Source organism: Chitinivibrio alkaliphilus ACht1, from assembly GCF_000474745.1.
GTDB lineage: Bacteria > Fibrobacterota > Chitinivibrionia > Chitinivibrionales > Chitinivibrionaceae > Chitinivibrio > Chitinivibrio alkaliphilus.
Map to the genome: position 1 here is coordinate 1 of NZ_ASJR01000010.1, position 17179 is coordinate 17179.

15 protein-coding genes and 1 pseudogene are annotated in these 17179 nt (G+C 45.1%); 7 read left to right on the forward strand and 9 right to left on the reverse strand.

Annotation, left to right across the window (positions count from 1 at the left end; genetic code table 11):
• Nucleotides 1-209 (forward strand): annotated as a pseudogene (locus CALK_RS13420) (hypothetical protein); the annotation flags it as partial.
• A 276-nt stretch (nt 210-485) separates the two neighbouring features.
• Here CALK_RS13420 and cas2 read toward each other — a convergent pair.
• From cas2 to CALK_RS06085, 9 genes are all read right to left on the reverse strand, one after another.
• Nucleotides 486-776 carry a CRISPR-associated endonuclease Cas2 gene (cas2, locus tag CALK_RS06045; protein ID WP_022636782.1) on the reverse strand — a complete coding sequence of 97 codons (291 nt, stop codon included), beginning with the start codon at nt 774-776 and terminating at the stop codon, nt 486-488.
• Between the two features lies 1 nt (nt 777).
• The gene (cas1c, locus tag CALK_RS06050) at nt 778-1812 is read right to left on the reverse strand and encodes a type I-C CRISPR-associated endonuclease Cas1c (RefSeq protein ID WP_022636783.1); all 1035 of its coding nucleotides are present in this window, start codon (nt 1810-1812) and stop codon (nt 778-780) included.
• A complete protein-coding gene (locus CALK_RS13190) occupies nt 1809-2141 on the reverse strand; it encodes a hypothetical protein (RefSeq protein ID WP_022636784.1) in 333 nt (110 codons plus the stop codon). Before CALK_RS13190 ends, cas1c begins: the two co-directional genes overlap by 4 nt.
• A gap of 5 nt (nt 2142-2146) precedes the next feature.
• Nucleotides 2147-2425 carry a hypothetical protein gene (locus CALK_RS12855; protein WP_155851805.1) on the reverse strand — a complete coding sequence of 93 codons (279 nt, stop codon included), beginning with the start codon at nt 2423-2425 and terminating at the stop codon, nt 2147-2149.
• A gap of 380 nt (nt 2426-2805) precedes the next feature.
• Nucleotides 2806-3498, reverse strand: a complete 693-nt coding sequence (cas4, locus tag CALK_RS06065) for a CRISPR-associated protein Cas4 (protein ID WP_022636786.1) — start codon at nt 3496-3498, stop codon at nt 2806-2808.
• A gap of 58 nt (nt 3499-3556) precedes the next feature.
• On the reverse strand, nt 3557-4426 hold the full coding sequence (gene cas7c / locus CALK_RS06070) for a type I-C CRISPR-associated protein Cas7/Csd2 (RefSeq protein ID WP_022636787.1): 870 nt from the start codon (nt 4424-4426) through the stop codon (nt 3557-3559).
• Nucleotides 4426-6216 carry a type I-C CRISPR-associated protein Cas8c/Csd1 gene (gene cas8c, locus CALK_RS06075; RefSeq protein ID WP_022636788.1) on the reverse strand — a complete coding sequence of 597 codons (1791 nt, stop codon included), beginning with the start codon at nt 6214-6216 and terminating at the stop codon, nt 4426-4428. Before cas8c ends, cas7c begins: the two co-directional genes overlap by 1 nt.
• Complete coding sequence (gene cas5c, locus CALK_RS06080) at nt 6213-6881, reverse strand: type I-C CRISPR-associated protein Cas5c (protein WP_022636789.1); 669 nt, start codon at nt 6879-6881, stop codon at nt 6213-6215. Before cas5c ends, cas8c begins: the two co-directional genes overlap by 4 nt.
• Before the next feature lie 30 nt (nt 6882-6911).
• Nucleotides 6912-9158: a CRISPR-associated helicase/endonuclease Cas3 gene (locus tag CALK_RS06085; RefSeq protein ID WP_022636790.1), complete on the reverse strand. Its 2247-nt coding sequence runs from the start codon at nt 9156-9158 to the stop codon at nt 6912-6914.
• Nucleotides 9159-9625: 467 nt separating this feature from the next.
• On the opposite strand from CALK_RS06085, the gene CALK_RS12160 reads away from it, so the two are divergent.
• The 6 genes from CALK_RS12160 (at nt 9626) to CALK_RS06115 (ending at nt 17179) form a co-directional block, all read left to right on the forward strand.
• Nucleotides 9626-11035 (forward strand): HoxN/HupN/NixA family nickel/cobalt transporter, encoded by a 1410-nt coding sequence (locus tag CALK_RS12160; RefSeq protein WP_022636791.1) that lies wholly within the window; start codon nt 9626-9628, stop codon nt 11033-11035.
• 9 nt (nt 11036-11044) lie between these two features.
• Complete coding sequence (locus tag CALK_RS06095) at nt 11045-12148, forward strand: ABC transporter substrate-binding protein (RefSeq protein WP_022636792.1); 1104 nt, start codon at nt 11045-11047, stop codon at nt 12146-12148.
• The gene (locus CALK_RS06100; RefSeq protein WP_022636793.1) at nt 12135-13211 is read left to right on the forward strand and encodes a FecCD family ABC transporter permease; all 1077 of its coding nucleotides are present in this window, start codon (nt 12135-12137) and stop codon (nt 13209-13211) included. The genes CALK_RS06095 and CALK_RS06100 overlap by 14 nt, the downstream gene beginning before the upstream one ends.
• Nucleotides 13195-13992 carry an ABC transporter ATP-binding protein gene (locus CALK_RS06105; protein ID WP_022636794.1) on the forward strand — a complete coding sequence of 266 codons (798 nt, stop codon included), beginning with the start codon at nt 13195-13197 and terminating at the stop codon, nt 13990-13992. Before CALK_RS06100 ends, CALK_RS06105 begins: the two co-directional genes overlap by 17 nt.
• Nucleotides 13955-14983 (forward strand): TrmO family methyltransferase domain-containing protein, encoded by a 1029-nt coding sequence (locus tag CALK_RS06110; RefSeq protein WP_022636795.1) that lies wholly within the window; start codon nt 13955-13957, stop codon nt 14981-14983. The genes CALK_RS06105 and CALK_RS06110 overlap by 38 nt, the downstream gene beginning before the upstream one ends.
• Before the next feature lie 144 nt (nt 14984-15127).
• Entirely contained in the window at nt 15128-17179 is a 2052-nt protein-coding gene (locus CALK_RS06115; protein ID WP_022636796.1) for a TonB-dependent receptor plug domain-containing protein, read from the forward strand.

Genomic DNA, 17179 nt, shown 5'->3' on the forward strand with positions numbered 1-17179 from the left:
TAACTTCGTTTCAATCCACACCCCCCGCGAAGGGGGCGACTAGCGGAATATCAGAGCAGGTGCGGGGGCTAATTGTTTCAATCCACACCCCCCGCGAAGGGGGCGACTTGCGTGGCTATACAGAGCCCTGCGAGACGGCAGAGTTTCAATCCACACCCCCGCGAAGGGGGCGACCCGTGAGTCACTCGGATTTTCCCGGGCGGTTTTGATGTTTCAATCCACACCCCCGCGAAGGGGGCGACGCCGTAGTATACAAACGCTTGATCTTCGGGGTTCCGTTTCAATCCACACCCCCGCGAAGGGGGCGACTGTCTCCTTCAAATCACTCTCAGGGAGTGACAAAAAGAAGCTCTATTCGCTAATATACATTTGTTCCAATTAAATAAAAAAATTCATTTATCAGTGTATGTTCTATCGCAAAGAATATCATAGCTTTTCAAAGAGCGCTACCCTCCCGGTAGTTAGATGTAATCTACACGTTAGCGTTATAATATTATCGCATCATCCAGATCAATCTCTTTTTTAGCACCAAAATGTTCTACACGACGCTTCCAATTTGCGCCAAGATAATAAAAACGAAGAGAATCCACGGAGGGTTTATATATTTTCAATAAACGAGCCTTGAGATTTTCCCATTGTGCCGGCTCAACATCACACTCAAATACAGAGTATTGCACCCGCTGTCCAAAATCTTCGCATGTTTTGGCTATTTTTCTCAAACGCCGGGATCCCACAAGGCTTTCGGTCTGTACATCATAGGTCACCACCACCAACATATCAGCTTCTCCATATAAAGGGTGGATAAAACTCAATATCACCCCGCAAAAATCGGCTCATCAACTGCGCCTGCAGATGAAAAAACAATCCCAATGGAGCCTTTTCTTTTAAGAAAGGGTGTATTACTTCCTCTTTTTTTCGATCCTGATAGGCTGCTAAAACAGTTTTTCTGGCATCACCCTTTAAAGAATACGCCCCAACCTCCGACACAATAAAATCTTTCGGTGTAATTTGCTGTCGATTTATAAGAGAAAGGGTGAGTCTGTCGGCTATATAACAGCGAAACTCCTCACATAAATCCAAGGCAAGGCTGTTTCTTCCTGGACGATCGCGGTGAAGAAACCCTACGGCGGGGTCAAGCCCCACTCCCTCGCATGCGGAGACACAATCCTGTGTTATGAGGGTGTAAAAAAGGGAAAGAAGTGAGTTGACTGCATCTCGGGGCGGACGTCGGTTTCTTCCGGCAAGATAGAAATACTCTTTGTTTTTTGTAATACATGAATCAAAAACAGAGAAATACTGAAGAGCCCCTTCCCCTTCATATCCGCGAACACTATCTATATCGCAACAATCCCGTATCCGATGAAGAATCTGCTTTTTCCGCTGAATAACCGCTTCTATATTTTCCCGGTTTTGATGGTCGGGATAATTGCGCAACAAACGCTGAAGAGATGTCCGTGATGAATGAATTTTTGCCCCCACACTGTTCTTTGCAATTTCCAAAACAGCCTGTGGATCTTCACTGGTTCGATACTGCGCCTTGCGTAAAAGGACATTCCCGGAAACTGCCCCCTGTACACGGGCAAGAAATTTTCCATACCATGTAAAAAAGGCCAACCCCACTCCCCGTTCCCCGCAAAACCCCATCAATGCCGGGGATACCATCACCCTGCCGAAACAATAAATATTTGCAATGGTATGTATGGGCAGTTGCGCCGCCTTCTCCCCTTCTATTTCAATAATAATTGTCTCACGCTGTTTATGAATATAGGTGCCATCTGTGGTCAGGTACAATGTGTTCAGATATTTTTTCATGTTCGGTCTCCCGTAAAACAATCATCCTTCCATTTTTCAGGGTTTGATTGTATATATTGTTGAATCCTGAAATATTCATTTCTGTTGCGGATAATATGATCATGATATCGTGGTTGCCATTTAAAATCAATATTATTTATACGCGCATATTTTGTTACACCGATTTTGTATCCGCGGATTATTGATGCCAGATTTTGTGATTGCGGTCCAAATCGATTTTGGTTCATATGATTCCACGCGGGGGATTTGTTCGCCGAAACCGTCATATCCGTCATATCCGTCATATCCGTCATATCCGTCATATCCGTCATATCCGTCATATCCGTCATATCCGTCATATCCGTAGAGACGCAAAATTTTGCGTCTCTACGTTGGTTACGTTGGTTACGTTGGTTACGTTGGTTACGTTGGTTACGTTGGTCACGTTGGTCACGTTGGTCACGTTGGTCACGTTGGTCACGTTGGTCACGTTGGTCACGTTGGTCACGTTGGTCACGTTGGTCACGTTGGTCACGTTGGTCACGTTGGTCACGTTGGTCACGTTGGTCACGTTGGTCACGTTGGTTATGGTGGTTATGGTGGTTATGGTGGTTATGGTGGTTATGGTGGTCATGGTCATCGCGTTGGTCGCGGTCGTCGTTATTACGGTGATTTTTGTTAATAATTATAATTCCGTGAACGTGATTGGGCATTACCACAAATGCGCCCAATTCGACAAATGGAAAATGGATCGGAATTTCGTTCCAACAGGATTGGGCGGCATACCCCAGGCCATTACAAACCATTTTTTTATTTCAATTTCGCCAAAATAATGGATCCTGTTGTGGGTACAAATGGTTATGAAATAACATCCGTTTCTCCCATAATCATACCCCGGCAATCGTGCTGATTCTATGCGATATCTGTTTTTGAATAATGACATAAATCATACCCCCCTATACCCGTGGGGCCGTAAAACCCCATTCCCCTATGGTATTATTATCACCCATATTATCACGGATTAAATATTGCATCGATGTAATCCGTTTTTCGACGATGTTCAAATTGTTTTGGCTGACACCGATCAATAAGAGAACACCTCCGGCATTTCTGACTGTACGCAGGCCGCGGGGTGTGCCCTGTTTCAAACAATCCATGGACTGCATCAATAACCTGCACAGTTTCCCCGCGCAGGGCCTCATCAAAACAGACATCCAGACGATGGTGCTGTTTTCCATAATAGATAGCCCCGGCATCAATATTACAATCCAGCATTTCCTCCAGGCAAAGCGCCTGGGCACACAATTGCACCGTATCACAATTATCCTTCTTGGGTTTTCCCCGTTTGTATTCCACGGGGAAAGGGATCCACCATCCGGAACGATTGGGTAATTTTATCCCTGTTTTGGGAAACGCAAAATCGTGCGCCTTTACAACAGCATCTGCATCCACCCGGTGAAATTCCACCAGATCACACTGACCGGAAAGGGAGTGTTTTTTTGAAGAGATATACAACCCCCGTGATTTTATCACTCCGCCACGTTTTTCTGTACGATCGGAATGAATATCTTCATGCATCAGATGCCCCTGTGTGGTAAGATGGTTTTCTTCCCAATTTAGTTCAACATAGGCAAGGGCACATTGCCGTGGGCAAAAAATGTAATGCTGAAGAGCAGAGAGCTGTATTAAATCCATCTCTTTTTCCATGTCTCCAACAATATATTACGGTAGAGATGTACAACAATACATCTCTACCTATGGTGTACTACAACATTTCAATAACCTCTACCCCTTCCGGAGCAGAATCGGTATCAACGGTAACCGTATAATCAGAAAAAGCGCGAGCCGGTGTTACATCATCACCATTGCGCTTCACAGAAACCAGATCAAAAAGTGTATGTGCCGGTGCATTTCCGAGCATAGAATCATGCTTGAAAACAACCAGTTTACGTGCATTTACTTTGCCCCGCGAAGCAGAATGATCATGATCAAACATATTAATCAGCGCATCCCAGAGAACTTCAAGGTCTTGTTCTGTAAAACCAGTATTTTTTGCAAAATGAGCAGAGACATATCCTTCCACCCGATATAAACCATAGGGGATTAAGGTTTTTTTACCAATAGTCCGGTTATCTCCCCCCTGTTTTTTTGCTTCCTGCGGTGTTTCCACGGCCATACGCGTGATACTCAGTTCTTCGGGCATCACCGGATCAATGCTTTTTGCAAAATTAATCTGTACCGGCCCGCGTACCTGACCGCAGTTATTTTCCTTTGTTGACATTACGGCCCCAAAGGTACGAACATCAAAAAAGTTATCACACATCCACTGCCGTGCATTTTTTATCTTTGTACCGGTATCCTTTTCATCTTTTACACGGGGATCTTCATAAGCAGGAGCCCGGTTTTCTGAAAGAACTGATTTTTCTCGGATGTAAATATTGTAATATTCTTTACCCTCACAGGCAATATCCACATAATTGCGAATCTTTCGTTTCAGGCACACATCTGTCACAATCCCCTGAGAAGTTTCCGCATCAATGCGGGGCATATTTCCTGCGTCCGGATCGCCGTTGGGGTTCCCGTTTTCCACATCAAAAAACAGGGTGAATTCATAGCGGTTTTTCAGTGTTTCCATTACATCTCTCCTTCTGTTTCAGTTATTTTTTTCTGTTTTTTCTTAAAAAAATCCTGCCGCTGGTGATAATAGCCGATAGCAAACTCCCCTTGATCTTCAAGTTTAAGAGATTTAGGAAAATCCGAAATATCTTCCATAATTTCACCAATCAGTTTTTCTTTATTCACTGCCAGGCCGGGTTTGGTGCTTTTAATTTTTTTCAGATGATTTTGTGCCAGCTTAATAATGACCGGAAAGACAACCCGCGGGGTTGCCGAAGCAGAGGCAAAATAACGGTCTTTAATTGTTGCATTCAGACTACCCCCGGAGGCATCCTCCTGAGTTCGTTCAAGTACGGCAAACAAACGTCCTAAGCTGTAGGGCGCAGTTTTACGATCTGCATCAAGTGCCACGGTAAGCTCCTTGTTAAAGTTTCTGTTTAATATTGCTTTGATAAAGGCGACTCGATAATAATTCAAACGCCGGTATTCCTGATCCGTACGCATTCGTCCGATAAGAATGGATAAAAGATTAGAAGGGTATCGTGTTCCCGATAAAATACTTCGCATAACCGGTCCGGCAATATTCGGCGGAATATTTGCACTCTTATGCTGCGATGCTGTCTCAATTAAAAGCTGCCAGATAGAAGGGGTTAAACTGTCTTTTTCCTTATTCTGAGGTATTATTTTCAGATCCTGATAATGACTTGCTACTTTTTTTCCCATTTTACTCACCGTATCAGTATGCCAGAAACGAACAGATATCCGGGCTGAGTTCGGTGCAAGACCCAATACAAAAAAACGGGAATCATCTGCAAGATCTGAGGGGAGTTTTCCTTTCTGCATCTCTTTGAGAAAGGTCTCCAATTCCTGACGGCGCTCTTCATCATCTGTATCAGGTCTATCCATCAAACCACTGAAGAAATGTTCTGCCGACCGGTTGTTTTCCGCCCAGAAAAGGGTGAGTGTATCGGCTATTCTCAGATTGTGTTTATTTTCCATTGTAAGGTAATTCAATGCGTGAGTAAATTTACCCGCACTAAATCGGTTTATCTGAGCATTCTCATTACCACTAAGATTGTAGGATTCAAAAACTTTTTCATTGAATGAAATCAGAGGGATATCGTTTTTTCCGCCATTGCCGACACCTTTTTTTATTGTTGGCTGTAAACGATAGACTGGCGCTTTCTTACCGGTTACCAAACAATATCTTTGAGGAACATCCTGATCGACAACGGCATAGTAATCCCGCCAGATCTGTTTTATTTCTTCCTGCTCAAAAACAAATCCGTCATTTTCACTATCTTCGATTATAAATGAAAGATTTACACCAGTAAGGTTTTCTTCAACTGCAGTCTTCCATTCCTCAGAATTTAAGAGTTTTTCTTTCGCCTGTCCAGATTCGAGAAATTTCATAACAGCCGTAACATCTTTATTTGAAGCCTTTGTTTCCTCTAAAATCCTCTTCTGTTTGTCGACGAAAAATGAGTGACTCTGTGGCTTCGGTTTTGTCTTTTTGTTTTTAACCTCAACACCCAGGACAAACTGCGAATTATCCCAAAGGAAATACGGACTGTTTTCATTTGCTTTCCCCGCCCGTTTACCCTCTCGTTTTGGAACTACAAAAACCGATGGATGTAATTTACCATCACTCCCAATGGTTCTGTAATCGTCTAATCCTTTAAAATGTCCTTCCCTGTCTATAATAATGGCATAGTGAATGGATTCAGGGCTGAACCCAAGCTTCCAAATTTCTGTATCTTCACTGGTCTCTAACCGGTCATACAGATTTATTAACTCCTGCAATATCATTTCAGCACCTCCCCGGAATCAGGATGGGGAACAGCAATAACACCGTCCACCATCTTGGGACGATAAAACATGGGTTGAATATTCTTCTTGTCAGAAAAGTCTATATCAAAAAGCATAAACCCCAGATCACGCTCCCCCGTAAGCTGTGAAGCAGGGATATCTCCCTCAACCAGCTCAAAGGATGAGGAAAACTCACGGGTCCCCAGATAGGGTTGATAGAAACACTGCCCCTTTTTTGCCCGACGATTGAACATATCCAGGTGTTTCCCGATATTTTCCCCTTCGCTGTTTATCGGCTCAAAATGAGCCTCAATAATGTATTCAACATCACGAAGAACCATAGCCGCCCGTTGCCGACGGTGTTTTGAGTCATCTGCAAAAAGCTGTATTGCTTCATTATTTTCCATGGCAGTAGCTATCTTACCTGCGCTAATAGAAAGCTTACTGTCCACCTCATTCCGCCTGATATTATCAAATTTCACCGGTTTCATTACATGTATGCGGTCAATTACCCACCGAATTGCAGGTTTCCAGTAGATCGCTTCAATCACTGCCCGAGCCGCCGATGGCGTAATAACATCATAGCTGACACGCTCAACTTTCATCTCCGGTCGGGTAAAACATGCGTAATCCCCCCATACTTTCACTTTCACACCAAAACTCATAGGCCTCTCCAATCCACGCACATTGTGCGACTAAAACATTAAACTATCTGTATTCATAAACTCCGGAATGTCCGGACACAAGCCGACATTCTCCGTGTAAATATCATTATTTGTAAGAATCCAGTATTGACCATCATCAAAGAGATCTTCCAGAACTCCGTCCTTTGCCAGATTCTCAAACATTCTCTTTCGCAGCTGAACAGAAAAGCGCTGAGCCCGTTTCTGCATCTCCCGCGGCAGAAAAGCAGCATCCTTGCTGCAATATTTTACTTTTTCTGACCAATCACGCAACTCCTGTATTACCTCAGCACCGTCAGTACCATAGGGTACAATAATTGATTGAGTTGCCTCTTCGATAATCCTGAATTTTTCTGCCATATCTTTAAACTGAATCTTATCGGGAGCTGCACTCAGTAATGCCATTATCTCTTTTTTATCCAGTTTATTACCACTGTTTTGCTTGTTATAAAAATTTTGGAAATAGGTGGAAACTGATTCGATTGAGAGAATATCATCGGTATATCTTTTCAAAATTCGCTTACCGGACTCAGCAGCGTGCCGTAAATGCCCGGGCGGTGGCGGTGTTTCACCATTAAAAACAAATACCTCTCCCTGTTTCAGCTTACCATTTCGGTTGCATCGTCCGGCAGCCTGCGCAATGGAATCAATCCCGGCAACAGCCCGATACACAACAGGAAAATCCACATCAACACCGGCTTCAATAAGCTGTGTACTCACCACGCGACAGGGTAAACCATCATCAAGGCGATTGCGAACAGTTTGCAGAATATCTTTCCGATGTTCCGGACACATCATGGTGGAAAGATGGAAACATTCATTTTTTTCCACATTCGTATCCGCAAGAGACTCCATAATATTACGGGCATCTTTCCGGGTATTAACAATGGCAAGCACCTGTTCCTGTTGAGCTAATCTCCGGGCAAGATCATCAACATTTAATAATTCTTCAAGATAAGATAGTTGTACCCGTTTGAAATCATTATATAATTTTTGCGGTTCCGGCATTATTTCACGTACATTCTGCAAAGCATCATTTTTCAGAAGTCTGGTGTCTGACAGAGTCGGCTGTGTTGCCGTACACAACACCGCAGAGCATCCATAGGACTCTACCAATTCACGAATAACAGTAATGGAAGGTCTCAGATATTCAGGAGGAAACATTTGTGCTTCATCGAAAATAATGACACTATCTGCCACGTTGTGAAGCTTCCGACAGGCACTGCTTCTGTTACTGTAAAAAGATTCAAAAAATTGTACATTGGTAGTTACCACAATGGGAGCATCCCAGTTTTGTGAACTTAAACGGTTTAAAGCAGTTTCCTTTTCCGGCTCAAGGTTATTGTGGTGTTCCAGTACATTCTCATCACCAAAAACAGTACGAAATACCTCTGCATTTTGTGTAATGATTGACGTATAGGGAATTACATAGATAACACGACGCAGATTATGTTTTACCGCATGATCCAGTGCAAAGGCCATGGAGGAAACGGTCTTTCCCCCACCGGTAGGTACTGTAAGCGAAAATAATCCGGAATCTCTTTTTGCAGCATCACGACACCACTCAAGAATTTGCATCCGTTTTGCATTAATTGATGAGTCAGCTTTAAACGTACTACGGATATACTGATTAAGCTGATGCTGAAGTTCAGTAACTGAGGCTCTCCGTACCTGTCGTTCCTTATTCTTTTCGGGAGCCATAAAACGCTCTGTATCCAAAAAATCAGCATCAACCAAGCATGAGTAAAGCATTCGAATAAGAAATGGAAGCTGCAGTTTTCCTCTTTTATTCTTTATAGGTGTAAAATCTGAAATATTCAGATTCTTTGGAAGAACCATGTGCGGGAGATTTTCCCGGTAAGGCTCCAAAGATTTTGTTAACCTGTGACGCAGATCAGAATTGGTGGAATCATGCCCGTTGGGAAGCCCGCCGTGATGTCCGACAATAAGATATGCCAAAACCGTTCCAATATCTTTGCCGTACTTTTCCACAAGATACTGAGCCCCCGCTGTTGAGTGATCCACATGCAAGGTTACATGAGCTTCCGGATCGTACCCACTTTGACTGGCAATCTTATTCTGAAAAGCCTCTGACGCCTTACCAAAATCATGTGTAATTCCAGCAAGGTATGCAACCTTTCGCAATCCAAAAGGGGCTGCACATTGCTCTGCGATCTCTGCCACTCCCGCAAGATGCTCACCCAACTCATGAATCTCCCATTCACCACTTTCATCCTGTCGTACATGTGCTAAAAGCATCAATCACTCCCAGAAAAAGATATCTTAAGTAAGTATATACATCCTGTGTGCCATATGATGTCTCTTAAGTATATACATCCTGTGTGTCATATGATGTCTCTAAAGAAAAATGTGTAAAAGTATGTCCATATATTACAATATATTGATTGGCTGAACAGTAAAGAAGAAATACCTCAAACCTCCATTTTTTTCAAGAAAACAATAGCACCTCGAGTGCAAAAGTCGGGTTTACAAAACCCCCACAAATGCATCACACTTTCCTCAAAAGTCGTACATACACAATAATTTACTGCTCATTTGTTTTTGTTTATCCCGTGTTATGCCTACGAAAAAACAACACAATCACGCTCACAGAGCCGGACAAAAGGATTATGCAAAGCCAGGAAGAGTTACGCAAAGAATGTTTCATATCGATAAATGGTTATATTACCACGACCAATCCTAGTTATGAAAGAACGAGGTATGCCATGAAACAAAGTGTTGTAACCGTACTCCTGCTTCTTATATCCAGTGTGTCAATCACATGGGGACATGCACAAAGCTGGAATAATTTTGATGTCCACCTTGGAGGTGACTCTCTTGTTATAGAACTTGGCATTGTAAAGGAGGATTTGGTAAGCACCCTCAATATATTCCACAGCGGGGATATTGCCTGGAAAGAGCATACTCATGAAATTATGGAGTATCTTGACAGCACCGTTACTATTCAGATAAATGACAGGGAATACTCCCTTCATACTCTTTCACCCCGTATGAAGGAGGATACATCGGATATTCTAGGGCTTTTGCCTGTAAAACTTATCTATTCACCTCCCCGTAAGATACAAACCATTACTGTTACACCCGATATTTTTTCCACGGGCCATGCCGATGTCCGATGGATGGTATCTTTTCGAGACTATAATAGAGAGTCCGTATTGTATCAAAGCAGTGGCAATGAAGAAACCCTGGTATATGACGCAGAAAAGGCTCTTTTACGGGATAGTGAGGGCTCTGTGGTGCGTTATGCTCAGGATGATACCTTTCTTAACCAAATGATCCGTACGGTTCGCATGGGGTTCAGTCAGGCTGGTGTTGAGCGGATGTTTGCCCAAAGTACCCATGGAAACTACATCTACATTTATCTCTTCCTTGCAATTATTATCGGTGCCCTGCACGCCCTTTCACCGGGCCACGGCAAAGCCCTTATCGGTGCCTATATTGTAGGAAGCAGAGGATCGGTGAAGGATGCGCTCCTCCTTGGGGTTGTCACCACGGTGAGTCATACCTCCAGCGTTATTCTTCTGGGAGTGGTGCTTCTCCTTGTCTTTGGCACTACGATTCCCGATGGGGTCATTCCCTATATAAGTCTCTTTTCCGGAACCGTTATTATTTTTATCGGCTCCTATCTTCTGGGAAAACGGGTACAGGATCTTTCCACCGACGGGCACAGTCACGATCATGGACATAGTCACGATCATGGACATAGTCACGATCATGGACATAGTCACGATCATGGACATAGTCACGATCACGGGCACAGTCATGATCATGGGCATGAACATATCTCCCTTGAGACGATTCATAAAAAGGGCTTTTGGTCCAGTATTGCCATGGGGATCTCCGGTGGGCTTGTCCCCTGTCCGGCGGCATTGGTTATACTTTTTGTTGCCATCTCGGTACAGGAGCTTACCTTCGGACTTCTTCTCCTGCTGTTTTTTAGTATCGGTCTGGCCATTTCCCTTTCCACCATCGGGATTATCTTTTCACGAGGTATGAAGTATGCTGAACGCTATGATAAAAGCAATGTTATAGAGAAACTGCCCCTTCTTAGTGCCGGAATCATTATGATTCTGGGTCTTATTATTGCGGGAAATGCCCTTATTCACATTATCTGAGAGGATGTTATGAGACAATTGCTACTGCTTATATTGCTCTTTATTTATGCGTGTACTCCTTCCAATGATACGGAAGATACGTCACGCCGTATGGTAACTGATGCTTTGGGACGGGAGGTGACTATTCCCGCAGAGGTAAATCATATTATCTGTTCCGGTGCCGGTGCCCTGCGCTATGCCACCTATCTGGAACTTCAGGATATGGTGGTGGCCGTGGACAATGCGGAAAAAAGTGCCAATCCCGCCCTGGAAACACGCCCATACTCCATTGCCACTCCGCACTACAGGGACTTACCCCTTTTTGGGGAGTTTCGCGGGGCAGACAATCCGGAGCTGATTCTCTCCCTTGATCCCGCACCGGATGTCATCTTCAAAACCTATTCCGACATGGGACATTCCGTGCAGCGTCTGCAGGAACAAACGGGAATTCCCGTGGTTGCTTTGGAATATGGAGACCTTATGAGCGACCGGGAGTCTATGTATCAGGCCTTTCGTATCATGGGTGAGGTGGCACATAGTACAGAGCGGGCCGGGGAAGTTATCGACTTTTTTGAACAGCATCGCACGGCTTTGTCAAACATGGACCTTTCCCGTGAGATTACACCCTTTCTTGCAGGCCTTTCATCGCGGGGAACCCACGGTTTTGTATCCACCTCTCCCGTCTACACACCGTTTCTCCTTCTCGGGGTGGATAATATGGCCCAGAAAGGTCCGGGGATCATGGAAAATACCCGCCATACCCTTCTCTCAAAAGAGACCATCGCCCATGAGGATCCGGAAATTATCTTCCTGGATATCGCCTCAACACGAAACCCAGAGGGCGAAGGTAATGCCCTCTACGAGATGCAGACAGACCCCCTCTTTCGAAATCTTACGGCCGTGCAGGAAAACCAGGTTTATACGGTGATTCCTCATAACTCCTACACAACAAATCACGGTTCTGTTTTGGCAAATGCCTATTATATTGCCCATGTTCTTGGTACAGATGTTGAGTATGATCCTGCTGAAAAAGCAGATGAGATATACTCTTTTCTTGTGGGAAAACCTGTATTTGAAGAGCTTAACGAGGGCTTTGACAATCGGGCCTTCCGGAGGCTGCATGTGTCACAGTAACCAGAAAACGCCCTCTGTGGGAGATACGTACGAAAGTTTCATTCGTAAAAAAAGGGTGGTACTTCTTATGGGAGTCGCCCTTTTGGCTCTTGTGGCAATAGCTTCCTGCGGTGTTGGATCGGTGCAGATCGGCCTTATGAATATCCTCACGGGAAACCTCACCCCAGCGCAGGAACGCATACTGCTTTATTCGCGTCTGCCCCGGGTAATAACCGCCATCTTTGCCGGTATGGCCCTCTCCCTGAGCGGCGCTGCCATGCAGTCGATACTGCGAAACCCCCTGGGATCACCCTTTACCCTCGGTATCTCCCATGCTGCTGCCTTCGGTGCAGCCCTTTCGGTACTTGTCCTGGGAAATTTTGTGCAGGCTGCGTCCAGCAAAGGAGTGATGCAGTGGATTGCCCCCTATATTATCACGATTTCCGCCTTCGGGGGGGCCATGATTGCCACGGCGGTGATACTCTTTGTATCCAAGGTGAAACGGGCATCTCCGGAGGTGATTGTCTTAACAGGGGTTGCCATCAGTTCCCTCTTTACGGCAGGGACCTCCTTTATGCAGTATTTTGCCGATGATACGGAGCTGGGGGCAATTGTCTTCTGGACCTTCGGTGATGTGGGTCGCAGTTCATGGTATGAGCTTGTTGCCATTATTGTCATTACCTGCCTTTCCCTGGTGTTTTTCTGGTGGAATCGGTGGAATTTCAACGCCCTGGAATCGGGAGATGAGACGGCAAAAAGCCTGGGAGTATCCGTGGAACGGGTGCGTCTTACGGGGATGCTCATGGCATCCCTTCTTACGGCGGTGGTGATTTCCTTTCTCGGGATTATCGGTTTTGTGGGGCTGGTCTGCCCCCATATTTCACGCCGCCTTATTGGCGAAGACTACCGTCACCTCATACCTTTTTCATGTCTTGCGGGGGCATTGCTCCTGATTTTAGCTGATACGGTGGCCCGTACCATTCTTGCGCCCCATGTCATCCCCGTGGCGATTATTACATCCTTTCTCGGGGCCCCCGTGTTTATTTACCTGCTTGTACGGAGGAACAGTGGATTTACAGGTTAAAAATCTTCAGTTTTCATACGGAACAGCGGAGGTCTTAAAAAAGATTGATTTCTCCGTAAAAGCCCACGAAATTGTGGCAATTCTTGGCCCCAACGGGGTAGGGAAAACCACTCTTTTAAAATGCATAAACTCCATCCACACTCCCCGGGGAGGAGATGTGATTCTTGATGGGCGTAATATTCTGAATCTCTCCCCCCGGGAGATTGCAAAAAAAATAGGCTACGTGGCGCAAAAAACATCTACGGCACGGGTAACCGTCTATGATGCTATTCTTCTGGGGAGATATCCCTATATTACCTGGCGGGTAACTCCGCGGGACAGGGAGATTGTGGATTCCATCATTGATAAGCTGCACCTGCGGGAATTTACCATGCGGTATATTGATGAGCTCAGTGGCGGAGAGCTTCAGAAGGTTGCCACGGCGCGGGCACTCGTGCAGGAGCCGGAAGTGCTTCTCCTTGATGAGCCCACAAGTAATCTCGATTTAAAAAATCAGTTTGACCTGCTCTCCTTTATCCGCAGGGTGGTGCGTCACCACGATGTTTCAGCCATTATCACCATGCACGACCTCAATATAGCCCTGCGCTATGCCGACACCTTTCTTTTTGTAAAGGATGGAGAGATTTATTGTCATTGTAGCAAAGATGAAGTGACTGAAGAGATCATCAGCACAACCTATGATATTGCTATTTCCCTTCATTATATAGACGGATATCCACTCATAGTACCCAAAGGAGATGTATATGCAGAAGATACAGACTGTTGCCGTAGCCACAGTTGAAAACAAATGTTCCACCGTGGAAGAGCTGCGGTCTCAGGATCGAACGCGCCTTGTATCAACCCTTCATTTTGATGAAGAGGTTGCTCAGGGGCTTTATAAAATTGAAGAAAACAGCCACCTGCAGGTTTTATTTAATTTCAGTGAGTCCGAAGGATATACCCTGGTGGGTAAACGCCTCCGGGACAGGGAGCTGGGCGTTTTTGCCTGTCGCACACCCTTTCGACCTTCCCCAATCGGCTCCACCGTTGTGGAACTCCTTGAGCGTCATGAAAACCGTCTTATTGTGCGGGGCCTTGATTGCCTCAACGGCACCCCTGTTCTGGATGTTAAGCCCTTTACAGCAGGTTTTGATTCTGCCCTGCGGACGGAGGGGGAAGAAATTCTCCTGAAGAAAAATCCCCGCAGAGATATTGAGATGGACCTTGCACAAAATAATCTCCATAGCCTGCTCCTGGGTGCCGGACAGATACACGGGCATTTTTGTGGAGGTGTTTCCAGCGGGGTCATGGCGTCGGCATATGGTCTTTCTGAGCTGAAAAAACTGCAAAAAAACGCCGGAGTTGACGGATTGGAAAATATCCTTGCCATTATTGAAACAAACAGCTGTTTTGCCGACGGTGTGCAGTATGCGGCGGGGTGTTCCATTGGAAATAACGGCCTTGTCTATCGCGATTTTGGAAAAACTGCCGTTACCTTCCTTGTTCGCGATAAGCAAGAAGTCTGTGCTGCTGTGCGGGTATCATCACGGGGAAACAGGATGGGCATACAGGAGCGCTACCCGGAATTTTCCAACCTTTTTCAGGAGGTGATCGTACAGAGCAATCGAACTCCTGAAAAGGTGGCGGAGTTTAAACGCCTTTCCTGCGCCGTGAGTTTTGATATGCTTGATACTCCCTTTGAAGAGATGTTTCATCTGAAAATAAACCCGGAGGTGTATATTCCCGGCTTTGCCCCTATTAAAGACAGTAAAACATGCAAAAAAATGCGGTGAGAGCTGTATGGAAACAAAGGCTGATGAAATGGGAGATGCTTTTTACTGCAAAGCCTGTTCGGGGAAATCATTTTATCAGCTTGACGGCACGGGTATTGTGTGTATACGGGAGGCGGAATAATGCATAGAAAAGGAGAATTGGCAATGAAAAGATTCTTTCCTGTGGTGTTTACGTTGCTGTGTACTGTTATAACAGTTTTGTATTCACAGGAGTCTAAACCGGAGAAGCTGGATGATATGGTGATATCTGCGACCAGGAGTGAGATTCAGGCCGCAGATGCTCCACAGAATATTCGAGTGATTACCGCTGAAGAGATACAGGAATCACCCTATGAAACGGTTGAAGAGATCGTGCAGAATACACCGGGTATGTATAATTTCAGGCACCGTTTTTTAAATCAAAATGGCATTATCAGCCCACTTCAAATGAGAGGAACGGGAAAAAACAGAGTGCTCTTTCTTATTGATGGTATTCCGCAAAATGATAATTTTAACAATACCATTGCCTGGGTTGGCTGGGGCCATATCCCCAAAGAGGCTATCAAGCGTATAGAAGTGGTGCGCGGACCGAGTTCTGCTCTGTATGGTTCAGAAGGTTTGGGTGGTGCCATCCACATTATAACCAAAGACGGTGCAGAAGAACGCAAAACAGCCCTGACGGGTAAAGCGGGAAGCGGGAGCACCCTCGGCGGAAGTTCTGTACATTCACAGCAGGCAGGCGATTTCTCTTTTGTTGCTTCAGCAAATTACTCACAAAGTGACGGTTTTTATGTTACCAAAGATCCCGGAGAAAATGACGAGAAGCGCTACAGAGATGACATCCGTCTTTTTGGTAAACTTGGATATGATATATCTGAAGAAGCACATATCAGTGCTGCCGGCCTTTTCTATAACCAGGAAGGTGGTCAGGGGACGCCGGGAGAGTATACCGAAATTATGCTTGATCAATATTGGCTCAATTACTCCCATTCTCTGGATAAGCTGGATATATCAACTACCCTCTTTCTAAACAGAGCAGATAAAGAAACGCAAAAGGTGGATAGAAACTTTGATCCTCAATTTGTTGAAGATTTTGATGGTTCGTATACCTGGGGCGGAGATTTTCAAGCAACCTTTACCGATCTTTCTCCCGTAACGCTTACAACCGGGGCGGCATACAAAAACTCCTTTATGGCGTATGATGTGACGTATCTCACCGATGATGAGCGTCGGGAGGGTGCAGAGGGAATGCAGCAGTTTGCCGCCCCTTTTGTTTCTGCCACAATGTCTACCCTTTATGGCCGTCTGATTTTTACAGTGGGGGGGCGGTATGACTGGATACAAACCAAAGACGGCGCAAACTGGGATACGCATCGTGCCTGGGATATCGGTGAAACTGGTGGCTTTGACCGGGAATACGACGAGAGAACCGATGATAATATCTCACCTTCCCTGGGTGTTGTCTGGCATACCACACCGAACACTACATTAAAGAGTTCAGCGGGTATCGGCTTTCGTGCTCCCAGTCTTTTTGAAATGTACAAAGTGCATGTTCGCGGCCAGGGAAGTTCCTTTACCCGTTCAAACCCCGATCTTTCACCGGAAAAGATTTACTCCTATGATATTGGGGCTGAACACTTCTTCATGGATAACCTTTTGGGGAAATTGACATTTTATCAATCCCGAGGAACAGATTACATCGGCTCAAAATTTATTGAAGAAGATACGGATGCAGGAATACGGTACTCCCAACGGGATAATATCAGTGAGGTTGATATTTATGGTTTTGAGATTGAGCTTGACTGGCAGCCCTTTGAAGAACTCAGTATTCAAAGCGGGTATACCTATAACAACTCGAAAATTAAATCTGACGAAGATCAGCCCGATTTAGAAGGGAATTATCTGGAACATGATCCGCAGCACAAAGGTAATTTTCGGGTGTCCTATCACAATGACCGCATTGTTAATGCGACCCTCAACGCCGCAGTGTACGGAGATAAATATTATGATTTGGAAAACACAATGAAAAGTGATGCCTATTGGAGTCTTGATGGGACCCTGTCCCGTACTTTTCTTGAAAGATTTACTGCACGACTCGCTGTGGAAAATATTCTTGATGAACAGAATGTTATTTTTCAAAGGATGCGTGCTGGAGAGATTCAGCAAACCGTAGATCCCGGCAGGATACTCACGGCATCACTTACCTATCAATTCTAA

Excerpts from the sequence above, each read along its gene's own strand:
- cas2 (WP_022636782.1), bottom strand. The coding sequence starts at position 776 with ATGTTGGTGGTGGTGACCTATGATGTACAGACCGAAAGCCTTGTGGGA.
- cas1c (WP_022636783.1), bottom strand. The coding sequence starts at position 1,812 with ATGAAAAAATATCTGAACACATTGTACCTGACCACAGATGGCACCTAT.
- CALK_RS13190 (WP_022636784.1), bottom strand. The coding sequence starts at position 2,141 with ATGACGGATATGACGGATATGACGGATATGACGGATATGACGGATATG.
- CALK_RS12855 (WP_155851805.1), bottom strand. The coding sequence starts at position 2,425 with ATGACCACCATAACCACCATAACCACCATAACCACCATAACCACCATA.
- cas4 (WP_022636786.1), bottom strand. The coding sequence starts at position 3,498 with ATGGAAAAAGAGATGGATTTAATACAGCTCTCTGCTCTTCAGCATTAC.
- cas7c (WP_022636787.1), bottom strand. The coding sequence starts at position 4,426 with ATGGAAACACTGAAAAACCGCTATGAATTCACCCTGTTTTTTGATGTG.
- cas8c (WP_022636788.1), bottom strand. The coding sequence starts at position 6,216 with ATGATATTGCAGGAGTTAATAAATCTGTATGACCGGTTAGAGACCAGT.
- cas5c (WP_022636789.1), bottom strand. The coding sequence starts at position 6,881 with ATGAGTTTTGGTGTGAAAGTGAAAGTATGGGGGGATTACGCATGTTTT.
- CALK_RS06085 (WP_022636790.1), bottom strand. The coding sequence starts at position 9,158 with ATGCTTTTAGCACATGTACGACAGGATGAAAGTGGTGAATGGGAGATT.
- CALK_RS12160 (WP_022636791.1), top strand. The coding sequence starts at position 9,626 with ATGAAACAAAGTGTTGTAACCGTACTCCTGCTTCTTATATCCAGTGTG.
- CALK_RS06095 (WP_022636792.1), top strand. The coding sequence starts at position 11,045 with ATGAGACAATTGCTACTGCTTATATTGCTCTTTATTTATGCGTGTACT.
- CALK_RS06100 (WP_022636793.1), top strand. The coding sequence starts at position 12,135 with ATGTGTCACAGTAACCAGAAAACGCCCTCTGTGGGAGATACGTACGAA.
- CALK_RS06110 (WP_022636795.1), top strand. The coding sequence starts at position 13,955 with ATGCAGAAGATACAGACTGTTGCCGTAGCCACAGTTGAAAACAAATGT.
- CALK_RS06115 (WP_022636796.1), top strand. The coding sequence starts at position 15,128 with ATGAAAAGATTCTTTCCTGTGGTGTTTACGTTGCTGTGTACTGTTATA.